General features: G+C 34.1%; 11 protein-coding genes and 1 pseudogene. 7 read left to right on the top strand and 5 right to left on the bottom strand.

Annotated elements, in window-relative coordinates:
* Positions 1 to 14: 14 nt before the first annotated feature.
* The 5 genes from AC1RYN_RS15025 to panC all read right to left on the bottom strand — a co-directional run bounded on the left by AC1RYN_RS15025 (position 15) and on the right by panC (position 5,944).
* Positions 15 to 1,979, bottom strand: coding sequence for a transglycosylase domain-containing protein (locus AC1RYN_RS15025; RefSeq protein WP_481807601.1), 1,965 nt, complete (start codon positions 1,977 to 1,979; stop codon positions 15 to 17).
* Positions 1,980 to 2,003: 24 nt separating this feature from the next.
* On the bottom strand, positions 2,004 to 3,365 hold the full coding sequence (radA, locus tag AC1RYN_RS15020; RefSeq protein WP_481807600.1) for a DNA repair protein RadA: 1,362 nt from the start codon (positions 3,363 to 3,365) through the stop codon (positions 2,004 to 2,006).
* On the bottom strand, positions 3,365 to 4,516 hold the full coding sequence (locus AC1RYN_RS15015) for an alpha/beta hydrolase (RefSeq protein WP_481807599.1): 1,152 nt from the start codon (positions 4,514 to 4,516) through the stop codon (positions 3,365 to 3,367). The genes radA and AC1RYN_RS15015 overlap by 1 nt, the downstream gene beginning before the upstream one ends.
* A gap of 184 nt (positions 4,517 to 4,700) precedes the next feature.
* On the bottom strand, positions 4,701 to 5,051 hold the full coding sequence (gene panD, locus AC1RYN_RS15010) for an aspartate 1-decarboxylase (RefSeq protein ID WP_035623468.1): 351 nt from the start codon (positions 5,049 to 5,051) through the stop codon (positions 4,701 to 4,703).
* Positions 5,052 to 5,065: 14 nt separating this feature from the next.
* Positions 5,066 to 5,944, bottom strand: coding sequence for a pantoate--beta-alanine ligase (gene panC, locus AC1RYN_RS15005; RefSeq protein WP_481807598.1), 879 nt, complete (start codon positions 5,942 to 5,944; stop codon positions 5,066 to 5,068).
* A 78-nt stretch (positions 5,945 to 6,022) separates the two neighbouring features.
* Here panC and AC1RYN_RS15000 point away from each other — a divergent pair, with 78 nt between their 5' ends.
* The 7 genes and pseudogenes from AC1RYN_RS15000 to AC1RYN_RS14970 form a co-directional block, all read left to right on the top strand.
* Positions 6,023 to 6,829: a glycogen/starch synthase gene (locus AC1RYN_RS15000; RefSeq protein ID WP_264286261.1), complete on the top strand. Its 807-nt coding sequence runs from the start codon at positions 6,023 to 6,025 to the stop codon at positions 6,827 to 6,829.
* A gap of 21 nt (positions 6,830 to 6,850) precedes the next feature.
* Entirely contained in the window at positions 6,851 to 8,437 is a 1,587-nt protein-coding gene (gene bamH / locus AC1RYN_RS14995; protein WP_481807597.1) for a BamH family beta-barrel-assembly machinery protein, read from the top strand.
* A gap of 12 nt (positions 8,438 to 8,449) precedes the next feature.
* Entirely contained in the window at positions 8,450 to 10,297 is a 1,848-nt protein-coding gene (glmS, locus tag AC1RYN_RS14990) for a glutamine--fructose-6-phosphate transaminase (isomerizing) (protein ID WP_481807596.1), read from the top strand.
* Positions 10,298 to 10,594: 297 nt separating this feature from the next.
* Positions 10,595 to 13,402 (top strand): TonB-dependent receptor domain-containing protein, encoded by a 2,808-nt coding sequence (locus AC1RYN_RS14985; protein ID WP_481807595.1) that lies wholly within the window; start codon positions 10,595 to 10,597, stop codon positions 13,400 to 13,402.
* 87 nt (positions 13,403 to 13,489) lie between these two features.
* Entirely contained in the window at positions 13,490 to 14,161 is a 672-nt protein-coding gene (locus AC1RYN_RS14980) for a hypothetical protein (RefSeq protein WP_481807594.1), read from the top strand.
* Positions 14,094 to 14,927 (top strand): hypothetical protein, encoded by an 834-nt coding sequence (locus AC1RYN_RS14975; RefSeq protein WP_481807593.1) that lies wholly within the window; start codon positions 14,094 to 14,096, stop codon positions 14,925 to 14,927. Before AC1RYN_RS14980 ends, AC1RYN_RS14975 begins: the two co-directional genes overlap by 68 nt.
* A gap of 349 nt (positions 14,928 to 15,276) precedes the next feature.
* Positions 15,277 to 16,134, top strand: a pseudogene (locus AC1RYN_RS14970) (F0F1 ATP synthase subunit beta); the annotation flags it as partial.

Here is a 16,134-nt window from a genome sequence, read left to right as displayed (position 1 = left end):
CTTGGCGAGAAAAATCAAAGATCAAACTCATCATCTATAGACATAGAATCTACTGGAACAGCCGTAGAATCGGGAGCTTTTATTCGCAATAATGAACGAGCGTTCCCAGAAATATAAACAGGTAATCTGTTAATAGTATCCTCAGGTGTTAGAACACCACGGCGCAACATAAGATTACTAAGGAATTTTTGATTTCTGATAGCATAATCTTTTAAATTACCCTGATTGTTAAATTGGTATGTAAATTTTCTTGGGCTCGGAATAATTGTAGCTAAAAATAAACATTCGTCTAAGCTTAAGTCGGAAGGACTTTTTTGGAAATAAAAACGGCTTGCTTCACCAATTCCATATACATTTGGTCCCCATTCGATAATATTAAAATATACTTCGAGCATACGTTGTTTGCTTACAACACGATTATTTTCGAGGATATAAACTAATAAAATTTCTTCGAGTTTACGAGATAGTGTTTTTTCTCTGGTAAGGAAAACATTTTTTACCAGTTGCATGCTAATCGTACTCGCACCCCGAGAAAATTTCTTGGTTCGAATATTTTTTAAAATCGATTGTTTGAAAGCTTCATTAATAAAACCACGATGTGAGAAGAATGATGGATCTTCTGTAGTTAATACGCTTTTTTGTAGATACGGAGAAATTTGCTCAATAGGAGTGTAATTTGGATTTCCAGAACCTACTAAAATGGGTCTCTGTAGTACATTTTTTATAATGGCACGATATACAAATTCACTATTTAATTTGTTGAGGTTTGCCTGGCCGTACTTAGTAATTACAAGGTTTTCTTTGTTTAGTTTACTATCAAAAACTAAACTGTTCGGTTTGTTTTTATTGAACTTGAAATCGAGTTTGTAATCAAAATTACCTGTAGCTTCCATTCCTTGAAAATTGGTAAATAAACCATCTGGCAGCGAGACAATAAAATCTTGCGCTTTCATTTTAGGAATAGCAACTTTTAAGGTATAAGTAGTATCCGATTTGGTATTATAAGATACGTAAGGATGGAGTTTTATTTTGTTTAATTGAACTGTTGAGGTGCTGTCTATTGAGATGAAATCAGAACCCAATAAGAAACGATAATCAAAACGGGCATTTTTTATGATTACATCTTTGCTGGCAATCTTTGCATGGTTGATTTTTAAATTGGTTATAGACGAATATCCATCGATGTGGAGTTCGCTTCCACTTTTTTTAATATTCTCAATATTCAATCGAATAGAATCAAAGCTTGCCAGCATATTAAAACGATCATCAATGTAAGGCACTCGAATTGCTCCTGTATCGAGATTAAAAAATCGAATATCAGCTTTTTTGTTTCTAGGATCAGCAAAGCCTTTTATATTCCAGCGCTGGTCAAATGTTTTGGTTTGAACATGTAAATTGGTTTCAAGTTCTTTATCGGCCAAGACCAGTTTGTTTATTGCAATTTGTGCTTTTTTACCATTGTCATCAATCTTGAAAATCAAATTTTCCAACTTCATATCGGTTGGAATAAGATTTAATAGTTTTGATATAATTCGGTATGCATACGTTGCGTATTCTCTTTTTTCATTTTTAGATGTATTGGTACTGTCCTTCTTTAAGAAAGCATCGAAGTTTTTGATGTTTCCTTTTTTTACCAATTGTATATAGCCTTTGTCGATTTTTAATGTTCCAATTTGGATATCACCAACTAATAAATGTGATAAGCTAATGCTTGTCTCTATATTATGGATGTTACAAAGGGTATCGGCATTTTTAGGAACTAATATTACATTGGATAATTTTATACCTGAAATTCCATCAAATGAAGCTGTTTTTACTGAAAACGTACTATTGTATTCACTGTTCATTTTATCTGATACTTTTGCAATTGCTTTATGCAAAAGAGCATCTCGAAAGAAATAAGCACCAATTAGTACTACAATAAATAGTATGACTACAATTTTGAGAGCCAATACTATTTTTTGTTTTTTTGTTTTCATATAAATTCTTTGATGTATTTAAGTTTATCCAAAAAGAATACTGGCTACGTCTTCGATTTTGGCAACAAGTTCAATTTTGATTCCTGTATTCTTTAACGCAATTTTATTGTATTTAGATACAAAAATAGTCGAAAATCCTAATTTTTCTGCTTCTTGTATGCGTTGATCTACTCGATTAACAGGGCGAATTTCACCAGATAACCCAACTTCTCCAGCAAAACAGAAGCCTTTAGTTACAGGAATATCTTCATTTGAAGATAAAATAGCAGCTACAACGGCAAGATCTATTGCGGGATCATCTACAGAAATTCCTCCCGTAACGTTTAGAAAAACATCTTTTGCGCCTAAGCGAAATCCAGCTCTTTTTTCTAAAACAGCCAAGATCATATTTAATCTTTTGGCGTTATATCCTGTTGTGCTTCGTTGAGGTGTTCCATAAACGGCTGTACTCACCAAGGATTGTATTTCGATCATTAATGGACGCATTCCTTCAAGTGTTGAAGCAATTGCAGTTCCCGATAATTCATCGTCTTTATGTGAAATTAATATTTCAGAAGGGTTTGATACTTCTCTTAAGCCACTTCCTAGCATTTCGTATATTCCTAATTCAGCAGTGGATCCAAAACGATTTTTTAGAGATCGTAAAATACGATAGACGTGATTTCTGTCTCCTTCAAATTGTAAAACAGTATCAACCATGTGCTCCAGTATCTTTGGACCTGCGATGTTTCCATCTTTGGTAATATGACCAATTAGGATTACAGGGATATTGGTTTCTTTGGCAAATTTGATTAACTCGGCTGTAGTTTCTCGAATTTGAGAAATACTTCCAGCAGTCGATTCTATATAATCGGTATGAAGCGTTTGTATAGAATCAATGATTACAATCTCTGGCTGAATGGCCTCAATTTGTTTAAAGATATTTTGGGTTTTGGTTTCAGTAAGGATATAGCAATTGTCACCATTTGGCGTAATTCTTTCTGCACGCATTTTTATTTGTTTCTGGCTTTCTTCACCCGAAACATATAGGGTTTTATAGGGTAACTGTAATGAAACCTGAAGCAAAAGTGTACTTTTTCCAATTCCGGGTTCGCCACCTAAAAGGGTTAGTGATCCAGGAACAATACCGCCCCCAAGAACTCTATTTAATTCGCCATCAGTGGTATCCATACGCACTTCTTGCGTAGAATCGATTTCGTTTATTCTTAAAGGGCGAGGTGCTTTGCCAGTTGGAGTAGGTTCACTTTTCCAAGCAACTTTTTCTTGTTTTTGGATAATTTCCTCGGCTATGGTGTTCCATTCTTTGCAAGAATTACATTGTCCTTGCCATTTAGAATATTGAGCGCCACAATTTTGGCAAAAAAAGGTTGTTTTAACTTTTGACATTATTTCTTTTTGATAAGATCATTCATTTCATCTATTTTGTCGTACATCAAATCTTTGTTCAATCTGCCAATAGGCTCCATTTGTGAAGCGTTTTGGTATTTTTTGGAAGCTCTTTTTGCATCTCCCATTTTTTCGTACATCAATCCAAGTTCGTATTCACCTAACATCGCTTTAGGGTAACTGGTATTGGCAATTTCAGCTAATATACCTAATTCATCGAAAGCATTGTTTTTTAAAATAGCAGTTTCTACAGCTATGTAATCATTCATTCGAACAGGCATTTCAACACCTAATGTTTTTGTGATTATGTCATATTTTTCTCTTAGATAGTCAACATAACCAGATTTAAGAATAACAATCTTGTCATTATAATCGGTTAAATTTATAGGTTTGTAAGCTTCAAAAATTTGATTTAAAGCATTTGGTATAGCATATAAAACGGCTGAATAATAAGTAGTGTTTTTAAATAAATCATATTTATAATTTATTAAAGGATTATTAGCTATTTTAATGTTTTGATCTAATTTTTGGATTGGTTCTTTAGTTTTTTTAACATCTCCATCAGCAGCAGATAAATAATAAAATAGAGGTGTTTTTAATTTAGCAAATTTTTCAGGAACACGAACTTCCATTTGAGTTGCCAGTTCTGGACTCATAGAAATGTATGCATTAAATAATGGTACTTCTTTATATAAGAAAAAATTTAAATAGCCTGCAGTTACTCCATGACCAGCAATAATTCGGAATGGTGCAGTACGGTAATTTTTTTCAACTTTTGGGATTACTTCACCTGCAACAAATTCAAAAAACTTGGCTCCTTTTTCAAATGGTAAACCATTGATTCCGTCGAACGTTGAATCATCTTCACGCTCATCATTTTTGTTTTGGTGAATTGCTACAATAATAGTTTCTGGTAAATCATCCCAATAAGCACCATATTTTAAAGCGCCGCTAAAAGGATCTAGAAGATATTCTCCGTCAAATAAATATAGTACAGGGTATTTTCGAGTTTTATTGGTTTCGTAAGAAGCAGGTAATTCAACAGTTATTGTTCTTGTTTCTCCTAATGGTATTGAGTTAATTGTTTCTGTTTTTCTTTGAGAAAAAGCTGTAATAGAAATGAATAATAGTAGTAGGTAAACTTTTTTCATAATTTGGGATTTCTGAAATTTTAAGATTATCAAAATAGAGTAGCAATATAGTACTTTATTTTTTTTTATTTAATTAGAAATTGATAATGGTATGGCAATATGGTTGGATTATAGATGCAAAACTGCCCTTTTTACAAAATTTGACTTTGAAAAAGGGCAGTTTTTATATGTTTTAGAAACGAATTTATGTCAACGAATTATCATTTTCATTCGGGAAAACAATCCATGGTTTGAAGGTTTTGGCTTCTTCGAATTCTAATGTTGCATAAGAAATAATGATTATGATATCATCTTTCTGTACTTTTCTTGCTGCAGGTCCATTAAGGGTTATTTCTCCAGAATTTCGTTCTCCTTTAATGGCATACGTTTCAAAACGTTCTCCATTATTAATGTTAACAATTGCTACTTTTTCGCCTTCAATTATGTTTGAGGCATCTAGTAAGGCTTCGTCAATAGTAATGCTGCCAATATAATTAAGATCGGCTCCAGTTACTTTAACGCGGTGTATTTTTGATTTTACTACTTGAATTTGCATGCTACAAAAGTAAATTAATTTAATGAAATAGTATCGATCAACCTAATAGAATTAACAAATACCGCTATAAATGCGCGATAATTTTTGTCTTTACTTTTATGATCTATAGGTAATAATGTTGATTCATCAGCAATTACGAAATATTCTAGTTCAAATTTGTCATTGTTTTTGAAGAAATTTTCTACAAATTCAATTGTCTCTTCAGGGCTTTTTGTCTGAAATATTTCTTTTGCTTCAGTCAGAATTTTATAAATAATGGCTGCTTCTTGACGTTCATCTGGTGTTAGACGTTCGTTTCTAGAACTCATTGCCAACTGGTTTGGTTCTCTGAAAATTGGACAACCAACAACATTTACTGGGAGATGGTTTTTTTCGACCATTTTCTTTACAATCTGTAGCTGTTGGAAATCTTTTTCTCCAAAATAGGCATTTGTGGGAGTGATGATTTCGAATAAGCGTTTTACAATTGTACCTACACCATTAAAATGTCCAGGTCTAAATTTTCCTTCCATTTGATTTTCTAGTCCATCGAAATCAAATGATTGAGAAACAGTATGGCCTTCATAGATATCTTCGACAGTTGGAGCGTATAAAATTATTTTATCGCTTAAAGCGCGCATTTTTCTTACATCTTCGTCTAGAGTTCGGGGGTATTTTGCTAAATCTTCTTGGTTGTTAAACTGCGTTGGATTTACGAAAATACTGACAACTGTATCGTCATTTTCGTTCAATGATCGTTGCATTAATGCTAGGTGACCTTGGTGTAAAGCGCCCATGGTTGGTACGAAACCAACACTCGAATTTTCGGTTTTAATAGTTTTTAAATAAGCTATTAAAGCAACTTTACCGTAGAAAATATGCATGATGGTATTATTAAAATTTAGTGCAAACATAATATATTAGTTAATAACTGCATAAATTTTTGTAATTTTGCATCGTTTTTATTACCAAAAATTAAGCAAATTACTATTATGAAAGATAAGAGGATATTGTATGTATCATCTGAAGTTGTGCCTTATTTAGCTGAAAATGAGGTTTCTTTAATGTCTTATGATGTGCCCAAAATGATTAACGATCAGGGCGGACAAATAAGAATTTTCATGCCAAGATATGGAAATATCAATGAAAGAAGACACCAGTTACACGAAGTTATCAGGCTTTCTGGAATGAATTTGGTAGTGAATGACTTAGATATGCCATTGATTATTAAGGTAGCATCTATCCCTAAGGAAAGAATTCAGGTTTATTTTATAGACAACGATGAGTATTTTAAAAGGAAAGCCACTTTTACGGATGAAGAAGGTGTAATGTATCCTGATAATGACGAAAGAGCCATCTTTTTTGCTAAAGGAGTTGTGGAGACAGTTAAGAAGTTAAACTGGGTTCCAGATATAATACATGTACATGGATGGATGGCTGCTATGCTGCCAATCTATATGAAACATTATTATAAGCATGAAGCTTTATTCTCAGATACAAAAATTGTTACTTCTGTTTATACGCAATCGTTTGATGAGACACTAGATCCAGAAATGATTAAGAAGGTTAAATTTGATGGAGTTCCACATGAAGCTGTTTCAGATTTAGAAATTCCAAATTATGAAAATATTTTAAAAGCGAGTATTCTTCATTCAGATGGGGTAATAATAGCCTCAAATAATCTGTCTTCAAGTTTAACAAAATTTATAGAATCTTCAGGAAAACCTTTTTTACCTTTCGTCCCAAAAGATGCATTCGCAGAGGCGTATACAAATTTTTATAAAAACGAGGTTCTTTAAAATTTAACTTTTTTATTACACATGTATAATACTTCTTTTTTTAGAAAAATACTTTTAGTAGCAAGCGTTGTTTTCTTATATTCTTGCGACAAGGATTTTAATGTTATTGGCGATGATTTAATTGGTGATAATCATTTTGATTTAGCAACATACAGTTCAGATGTAGTAGCTTATAATCAACAAATTACTCCGATACAATCAAACAATTTAACTTCAAATCAATTGGGGATTTACGTTAATCCTGCATTTGGTACTACTGTAGCTAGTTTTGCTACACAGTTAACTTTAGCAGCAGTTAATCCTACAATAGGAGCAGATCCAGTTATTCAAAGTGTTGAGCTTGAGGTTCCGTATTATAGTCATGTGGATAAAGTTAATACTGATGGTACTCGAACCTATAAGTTAGACTCAATTTATGGTCCTGAAAAGGGTGAAATGAAACTTAGTGTTTATCAGTCAGGGTATTATATGGCTGATTTGGATCCGAATGGTAATTTTGTGAATCCACAACTTTTTTTTACGGATCAGAACTCTCTTTTTGATGCTGCCAAAGTTGGAACGCGTTTGAATACAGGTGCAGAAGCTCAAAATGATAAGTTTACTTTCAGTGAGGCTGAAATAGTTGAGACAACCAAAGATGATGCAGGTAAAGAAACTACTGTGAGAAGAGCGCCAGCAATGAAGCTGAAGTTGGATGAAACTGTTTTTCAGGAAAAAATACTTAAAGCTCCAGCAGGTAAGTTGATGACAAATGATGTTTTTAAAGATTATTTTAGAGGTTTGTACTTTAAGGTAGAAAGTAATGGAGGAGTTGGTAGTTTAGCTAATGTTGATTTTAGACGAGGAAAGATTACTATAAAATATAAAGCAAAAACGGAGATAACAACAGATGATTCTGATAAAACGGAGGACAAGACTCTTGTTCTTAACTTAACAGGAAATACAGTAAATTTATTGCAGCAAGTTAATGTTAATCCCGATTATAATACTGCAATAACGACTCCAAAAGCAACTGGTGATGAGAAGTTGTATTTAAAAGGAGGAGAGGGGTCAATGGCTATACTAGAGCTTTTTAAGCCAGGAGAATTGGCAGAAATAAGAAGTAAAGGTTGGTTGATTAATGAAGCTAATTTGATTTTTCATATTGATTCTGATGCTATGAAAAATAGCCCGGAACCAAATAGGATTTATTTGTATGATTTTAATAATAATCGACCAATTGTTGATTATTATAATGATGGAACACCAAGTGCGACAAGTGATGCAAAAAAAATCAAACAGGTTTTTAGTGGTATTATAAATGTTGATCCTGCTACTAAAAAAGGTTTGACTTATAAAATCAGAATTACAAATCATGTTAGGAATTTGATTAAGAATATAGATTCAACTAATGTGAAGATGGGAGTTGTAGTTACTGAGGATATAAATATTGTTGCTGCTAATAAATTAAAAGTACCTACAGTAATAGAAGCAAAAAAGGAAGGGGCTTTTACTAAAGCACCAAGAGCATCAGTAATGAATCCTTTAGGAACAATTCTTCATGGAGGAAATTCACCAGTTGAAAGTAAGAGATTAAAACTTCAGATTTACTACACGAAACCAAATTAATTAAATATATATATGTGTGGAATTGTTGGATATATTGGATATAGAGAGGCGTATCCTATTGTAATTAAAGGACTAAAACGACTCGAATACAGAGGTTATGATAGTGCTGGAGTTATGTTGTATGACGGAGAAGCAATTAAACTTTGTAAAACAAAAGGTAAAGTTTCAGATCTTGAAGCTAAAGCTAAAGATGGCTTTACTACAAACGGAACTATAGGAATAGGACATACGCGATGGGCAACACATGGTGTACCTAATGATGTGAATTCGCATCCCCATTTGTCTAATTCTGGAGATTTGGCTATAATACATAATGGTATTATTGAAAATTATGCTCCGCTTAAAGAAGAATTAAAAAAAAGAGGATATGTTTTTCATTCTGATACTGATACTGAAGTATTGGTTAACCTGATTGAAGAAGTTCAGAAAAAAGAAAAGCTTAAACTAGGTAAGGCAGTACAGGTTGCATTAAATCAAGTTGTAGGTGCTTATGCTATTGCAGTATTTGATAGAAAAAATCCAAATGAAATTGTAGCTGCTCGATTGGGTAGTCCATTGGCAATTGGAGTGGGTGAAGGGGAGTACTTTATTGCATCTGATGCTTCGCCTTTTATTGAATATACTTCAAATGCAGTTTATCTTGAAGATGGTGAAATGGCAAACATTAGATTGCATAAGCCGATTAAAATCAGAAAGATTAAAGACGATTCATTAGTTGATCCTTATATTCAGGAGCTTCAAATGAACTTAGAGCAAATTGAAAAAGGTGGTTATGACCATTTCATGCTTAAAGAGATATATGAGCAGCCTAGTGTTATAAAAGATACTTATAGAGGTAGACTTCATGCAAATGAAGGAATTGTTCAGTTAGCTGGTGTTGAAGATAATTTAGAAAAATTTCTTAATGCTGACAGAATAATTATCGTTGCTTGTGGTACATCATGGCATGCAGGTTTGGTTGCAGAATATATCTTTGAGGAATTTGCCCGAATTCCAGTAGAGGTTGAATATGCTTCAGAATTTAGATACCGTAATCCTATTATCAATAAAACAGATGTAGTTATAGCAATTTCTCAATCAGGAGAGACTGCAGATACTATGGCTGCTATTAAATTGGCAAAAGAGCATGGAGCATTTGTGTTTGGTGTATGTAATGTTGTAGGTTCTTCTATTTCTAGAGAGACTCATGCAGGTGCTTATACACATGCAGGTCCAGAGATTGGAGTAGCTTCTACAAAAGCATTTACAACTCAAATTACTGTATTAACAATGATTGCTTTGCGTTTAGCAAAAGCTAAAGGAACATTGTCTAGTCCAGATTTTCATAGATACTTGCAAGAGCTTGAACTTATCCCAGATAAGGTAAAAGAAGTTTTGGAAACAAATGATGTTGCCAAAGAAATTGCAGGAGTATTTAAGGATTCTCCAAATTGTTTATACTTAGGAAGAGGTTATAATTTTCCTGTAGCACTTGAAGGGGCTTTGAAGCTTAAAGAAATCTCATATATTCATGCTGAAGGGTATCCTGCAGCAGAAATGAAGCATGGGCCAATTGCTTTAATAGATGAGCATATGCCAGTAATAGTAATTGCGCCTAAGCAAGGACATTACGATAAAATTGTAAGTAATATTCAGGAAATAAAATCCAGAAGTGGAAAAATTATTGCAGTAGTAACTAAGGGAGATACGCAAGTACGTGAATTAGCAGACTATGTGATTGAAATTCCTGAAACATCTGATGCTTTATCGCCATTAATTACGACAATCCCATTACAATTGTTATCATATCATATAGCAGTTATGAGAGGTTGTAATGTTGATCAGCCAAGAAACTTGGCGAAGTCAGTTACTGTAGAGTAAAAAATAAATAAAACATAAGTATTTGAAAAAGCGAGATTTACATCTCGCTTTTTTTATAACAAAAAATTAAGGAATTCATTTTTGTAGAATATTCATTTTTTTCTTCAAAATAATATGTATGCATAGTATATTTCAATGAGTTAGGGAGGAATAGTTGTCAAAAGTTCAAAAAACACGAATGTGTAATATGTATTTTTGTTACTAAAAAGTTAGGAAAAATTAATTTTTTTTAACCTTTTTTTAGTAATATCAAAAATATTTGTACTTTGGTAACATAAACCATCTAAAACTAACCAAATGAGAATGTATTTACTTATTCTATCATTGTTCTTTTGCGGGGTATCCTTTGCGCAGAGTACAATTTCAGGTTCCGTTACCGATAATAAAAAAGAAGCAATTCCCGGAGCTAATATTAGCGTTGTTGGTGAGACCAGCGGTACTTCTACTGATTTCGACGGTTCATTTGTTTTAAAGTCATCCAAAAATTTACCGCTAACGATTAGGATCACGGCAGTTGGGTATGAGACTAAAACTGTCAATGTTACTTCGGCAAACCAAAAAGTCAATGTATCGTTGGTTGAGGAGAGAACAATGTTAAATGAGATTGTTGTTTCGGCTTCGAGAACTCCAGAAAGAGTAATTGAATCACCGGTTACAATTGAAAGAATGGGCATTCAGGAAATAAGAAACACTACAGCTCCATCTTTTTATGAAGGTTTGGAGAATCTAAAAGAAGTTATTTTTAATACTAGTAGTATTTCGTTTAAATCGGTAAATACGAGAGGGTTTGCAACAGTTGCTAATACGCGTTTTATGCAACTGGTTGATGGTATGGATAATTCATCTCCAGCATTGAACTTTGTGTTAGGAAACTTAATTGGTTTGAATGATTTAGATGTTGCTAGTGTGGAGCTTTTGCCTGGAGCATCATCTGCACTTTATGGAGCTAATGCTTTTAATGGGATCTTGTTCATGAACAGCAAAAGCCCGTTTACAAATCAAGGAGTTAGTACTTATTTTAAATACGGACAAACTTCACAAGATGTGGCGGGAACAAATGATTATGTAGATTTTGGTTTTAGAGCTGCTACTGCATTTAGTAAGCATTTTGCAATAAAGGCAAATTTTAATTTCATCAGAGCAACCGAGTGGATTGCAGATGATCAAAGAAGTTTGACAGGAGGTTCTATCGGACATGCTAATAATCAAAATTATGACGGATTAAATATTTATGGAGACGAGGTTACTACTTTCCTTCCAAATGTAGGACAGGTAAGCAGAACAGGGTATCATGAAAAAGATTTAAATAACAATAAATCAGAAAGTGTAAAGGCAGATTTTGCAATGCATCTTAAGCCTTGGGAAAATGAAACGGAAATTATACTTCAATACAAATTAGGTATAGGTAGTACTATTTATCAAGGAGCAAACAGGTATTCTTTAAAGAACTTTTTTATGGGGCAAACCAAATTAGAGGTAAAAGGGAAGAACTTTTTTGCAAGAGTTTATATGACAAATGAAGATGCTGGAGATTCCTATGATATGCGTTTTGCTGGTTGGAACGTAAATAGAGCTGCTAAATCAGATACGAACTGGTTTACAGATTATGCTAAATCTTTTCAGCTATCTTCGGTAATATTAGGGCTTAATGTAAATGATGCTGCGAAGTACGCTAGAACTTTTGCAGATTATAATGTTTCGCCAGGTTTAGGCTTAGTGCCAAATATTGATCCAGCTAATCCTAGTGCACCGAGATCGGCACGATTTGAACCAGGTTCTCCGCAATTTGCAGCTGCATTTGCAGATGTTACAGATAATCCAAATTTAAAAGAGGGAGCGAAGTTTATAGATCATTCTAAGTTGTATCATTCAGATGTAAATTACAACTTTAAAGATCTTATTGATTTTGCTGAAATTCAAGTTGGAGGTTCTTGGAGAGAGTATGTGATGAACTCTGAAGGAACAATTTTTACAGATTACGATGGTCCGTTAAAGTATAAAGAATATGGAGCATATACACAACTTGCTAAAAAATGGATGGATGATAGATTAAAATTTACAGGGTCTATTCGTTATGACAAAAGCCAAAACTTTAAAGGAAATGTATCACCAAGAATTGCATTTGTTTATTCTGCAGGAGCGACAAAAGTGCATAATTTTAGAGTTTCATACCAAACAGGTTTTAGAAATCCAACAACTCAAGATCAATATATTGGTTTGGATTTAGGTCCGTTTGCATTAATTGGTTCTGCAGCAGAAAACTTAGATCGTTTTACAGAGGTTAGAGAGGTGAGTTTAGCAGGTCAGGCAGCGGGTAATCCAGCTACTGTCACAATGAACGGTCATAAAGCTTATGAAAATGCATATACAGTAGCTTCGGTGCAGGCATTTGCAGCTTCTGGAAATCCAGCAAGTCTTGAAGTAGCGGATATTGGATTGGTGAAACCGGAAGAAGTGCAAGCTTTTGAAGTTGGATATCGTTCTGTAGTAAGAGACTTTTCAATTGATGTTAATGCATATTATAATATTTATGATAATTTCATGAATACAGCTCGAGTAATTAGTCCATATTATGGAACTGTAGGAACTGATGTTACTAATCCAGCAGTACAGCAAAGTTATCAGGCGTTAGCATTTGGCGACAGAAGAGTTTATCAAGTTTATACTAATACAACTGCGCAAATTTCTTCTTTTGGAGTTGGAGTTGGGTTATCTAAAAAAGTATACAAAGATTTTGAAGTAGGAGTGAATTATAATTATTCACAATTTAATTTTGATCAGTCAAAAGATCCAGGATTTGTTGCTGGATTTAATACTCCAAAACATAGGATCAAAGGTTCATTAGGGAATGCTAAATTATTTAAAAATTTTGGATTTAATATGAACATACGATGGAATACGGAGTATTTATGGGAGGCATCTTTTGCTGACGGAATGGTTCCAGAGAATACGGTGTTTGATGCACAGATAAATTATGGAATCCCTAAATTAAAATCGGTTATCAAAATTGGAGCTACAAATATTTTTGGAAAAGATTATATTCAGGTAATAGGGGCAGGTTTAATAGGGCAACAATGGTTTGCTTCATGGACAATTAACCCGTAAATAAATTATAAGCATATGGTTTATTGTGCTTCTTATTAGATTTAAGGAGTATGGGAAAATGAATATTAATGTAAAAAATAACAAATCATGATAAAAAAATTTAAATGGCTATTATTGGTTTCATTGGCCTTTGTAGCATGTAATAACGATGATGAAGATACAACGCCGGCAGAGGTTCCGATAACGCCTGGTTCGGCAGTTTTTACAAAATATGTTGCATTAGGAGATTCATTTGCAGCAGGATATAGTGATGGAGCTTTATTTGCAAAAGGGCAACAAGGTTCTTATGCCAATATATTGTCTCAGCAGTTTGCTCTTGCAGGAGGTGGTGCCTTTACAACGCCATTAATGCTTGATAATATAGGAGGGTTTTCTTCAGGAGGAACGCAGGTTGCAAAATTTCCAACAAGGTTAGTCTTTAATCCAATTACAAGTTCACCAGTGAATGTGCCTGGGGTTTCGGCGACGCCAATAACGGCTCATTTAACGGGTTCTTTTAGTAATATGGGGATTCCGGGGACGAAAAGTTTTCATTTAATAGCACCTGGATATGGAGATCTTGCAGGAGTTTTTGCTACTCCAGCTACTGCAAATCCATATTTTTCGCGTATTGCTTCTTCTGCTACAACTACCATATTGTCTGACGCTATGGCGCAAAGTCCTACATTCTTCTCGTTATGGATAGGAGGTAATGATGTTTTCAGGATATGCAACAAACGGAGGAGTGCCAACTTCACAAGATCCAGTTGGGGGAGATAATATCACGCCAACAGCAACCTTTGATTTTGCTTACAATACGCTTATTAATACTTTAACTTCTAAAGGAGCAAAAGGTGTGGTGGCGAATCTTCCATATGTAAATACATTGCCTTATTTTACGACAGTACCGGTTAATCCGCTTACGGTTAGTTTGCTTGGGGCAGGAAATGCAGCAGTAGGTGTTGCAACTGTTAAAGCTCTAAACGATCAATTATATGGACCGTTAAAAGAAGCGTTGACTGCTTTTGGAGCTGGAGATAGGATTAACTTACTGTCAGAAACAGCTGCAAATCCGTTGTTGATAAAGAATGAAACTTTGCCTAATTTATCTGCGCAATTAACAGCAGCCTTTACACCAAAATTGGGTGCGGCAACTGCAGCTTTTTATGGTCAAATTTTTGGACAGGCTAGACAAGCAAAACAAACGGCAAGTTTTAAGGATTATATTTTGCTTCCTACAAGAGCAGTTATAGGTACGGCTCCAGTTGGGATTCCGGCACCTTTAAATAAATATGGAATTACATTTCCGTTAGAGGACAAACATGTTTTAATTCAGGCAGAAGTTAAGGAAATAGAAGTTGCAACAAATGCTTATAATACAACTATTGCTTCTGTTGCCCAGGCAAAAGGATTGGCCTTTGTAGACACAAGAGCTATTATGGCACAATTGTCTAATGGAGGAATTAATTTCGGAAACTTTAATATGACTTCATGCTTATGCGACAGGAGGAGCTTTTTCGCTAGACGGAATACATCCAAGTCCTAGGGGGTATGGTTTAATAGCAAATATTTTTGTAGATGCTATTAATGTAAAGTATACCTCGACATTGCGACATGTTGATTTGGCAATTTACCCAATTCAATATCCAGCAACATTACAATAAAGCCATTTTTTTAGTAGGAAAGCCACCTGTTTTTATAATGTGGTGGTTTTTTTATTAAGCTTTAAAGGATAGTGTTTTATGCAATCATGTACTTATTTTTATTAAGTGTAAAAAATATAGTATTTTTCTAAAAAAAGTTATTGATTTTATATTTTAAAAATTATCTTTGCGCACTGAAAAAAGAGGTATTTTCGTTAAACCTAAATAGCTATTTAATAAACACATACAGTAATGTCAAAAGTAATAGGAAAAGTTGCCCAAATCATTGGACCAGTAGTTGATGTCGTTTTCAACGGTAAAGATGTTGAACTTCCAAAAATTTATGATTCATTAGAAATCACTAAAAAAGACGGAACATTGTTAGTTCTTAGCAACAAGAATTACAACATCGAGAAAATACAGTCTAGATATATCAATGGACTCTACAGATGGTTTGAGCCGTGGATATGAAGTAGTTGGAACTGAAATCCAATCCAAATGCCAATCGGTCCAGACGTATATGGTCGATTATTTAATGTAATTGGAATTGATGGTTTAGGGAACTTGCCAAAAACAGGAGAGAATGGATTGTCTATTCACAGACAAGCACCAAGATTCGAAGATCTATCAACTTCATCTGAAGCATTGTTTATAGGTATCAAAAGTAATCGATTTGATCGAGCCTTACTCAAAAGGGGGTAAAATTGGATTGTTTGGTGGTGCTGGTGTTGGAAAACAGTATTGATTCAGGAGTTGATTAACAATATCGCAAAAGGTCACGGTGGACTTTCAGTATTCGCAGGAGTAGGAGAAAGAACACGTGAAGGAAATGACTTACTTCGTGAGATGTTAGAGTCAGGAATTATAAAATACGGTGATGATTTCATGCACTCTATGGAAAATGGAGGATGGGATTCATCTAAAGTAGATATGCCAGGAATGAGAGAGTCTAAAGCTATTTCGTTCGGACAAATGAATGAGCCCCCTGGAGCTCGTGCACGTGTAGCACTTTTAGGATTATCTATCGCTGGAAATTTCCGTGATGGAGCAGGACAGATCAAGGTAAAGACAGGTGCTGCCTCCCTAACAACAGGAGCATGTATTAACCTT

It is taken from the genome of Flavobacterium sp. TC780, from assembly GCF_056783245.1.
Note: the sequence above shows the minus strand (reverse complement) of the source record. Positions and strands in the feature narration are given on the sequence as shown.

Bases quoted from the DNA above. Each gene is read 5' to 3' on its own strand.
- AC1RYN_RS15025 (WP_481807601.1), bottom strand. From the start codon at position 1,979: ATGAAAACAAAAAAACAAAAAATAGTATTGGCTCTCAAAATTGTAGTC.
- radA (WP_481807600.1), bottom strand. From the start codon at position 3,365: ATGTCAAAAGTTAAAACAACCTTTTTTTGCCAAAATTGTGGCGCTCAA.
- AC1RYN_RS15015 (WP_481807599.1), bottom strand. From the start codon at position 4,516: ATGAAAAAAGTTTACCTACTACTATTATTCATTTCTATTACAGCTTTT.
- panD (WP_035623468.1), bottom strand. From the start codon at position 5,051: ATGCAAATTCAAGTAGTAAAATCAAAAATACACCGCGTTAAAGTAACT.
- panC (WP_481807598.1), bottom strand. From the start codon at position 5,944: ATGTTTGCACTAAATTTTAATAATACCATCATGCATATTTTCTACGGT.
- AC1RYN_RS15000 (WP_264286261.1), top strand. From the start codon at position 6,023: ATGAAAGATAAGAGGATATTGTATGTATCATCTGAAGTTGTGCCTTAT.
- bamH (WP_481807597.1), top strand. From the start codon at position 6,851: ATGTATAATACTTCTTTTTTTAGAAAAATACTTTTAGTAGCAAGCGTT.
- glmS (WP_481807596.1), top strand. From the start codon at position 8,450: ATGTGTGGAATTGTTGGATATATTGGATATAGAGAGGCGTATCCTATT.
- AC1RYN_RS14985 (WP_481807595.1), top strand. From the start codon at position 10,595: ATGAGAATGTATTTACTTATTCTATCATTGTTCTTTTGCGGGGTATCC.
- AC1RYN_RS14980 (WP_481807594.1), top strand. From the start codon at position 13,490: ATGATAAAAAAATTTAAATGGCTATTATTGGTTTCATTGGCCTTTGTA.
- AC1RYN_RS14975 (WP_481807593.1), top strand. From the start codon at position 14,094: ATGATGTTTTCAGGATATGCAACAAACGGAGGAGTGCCAACTTCACAA.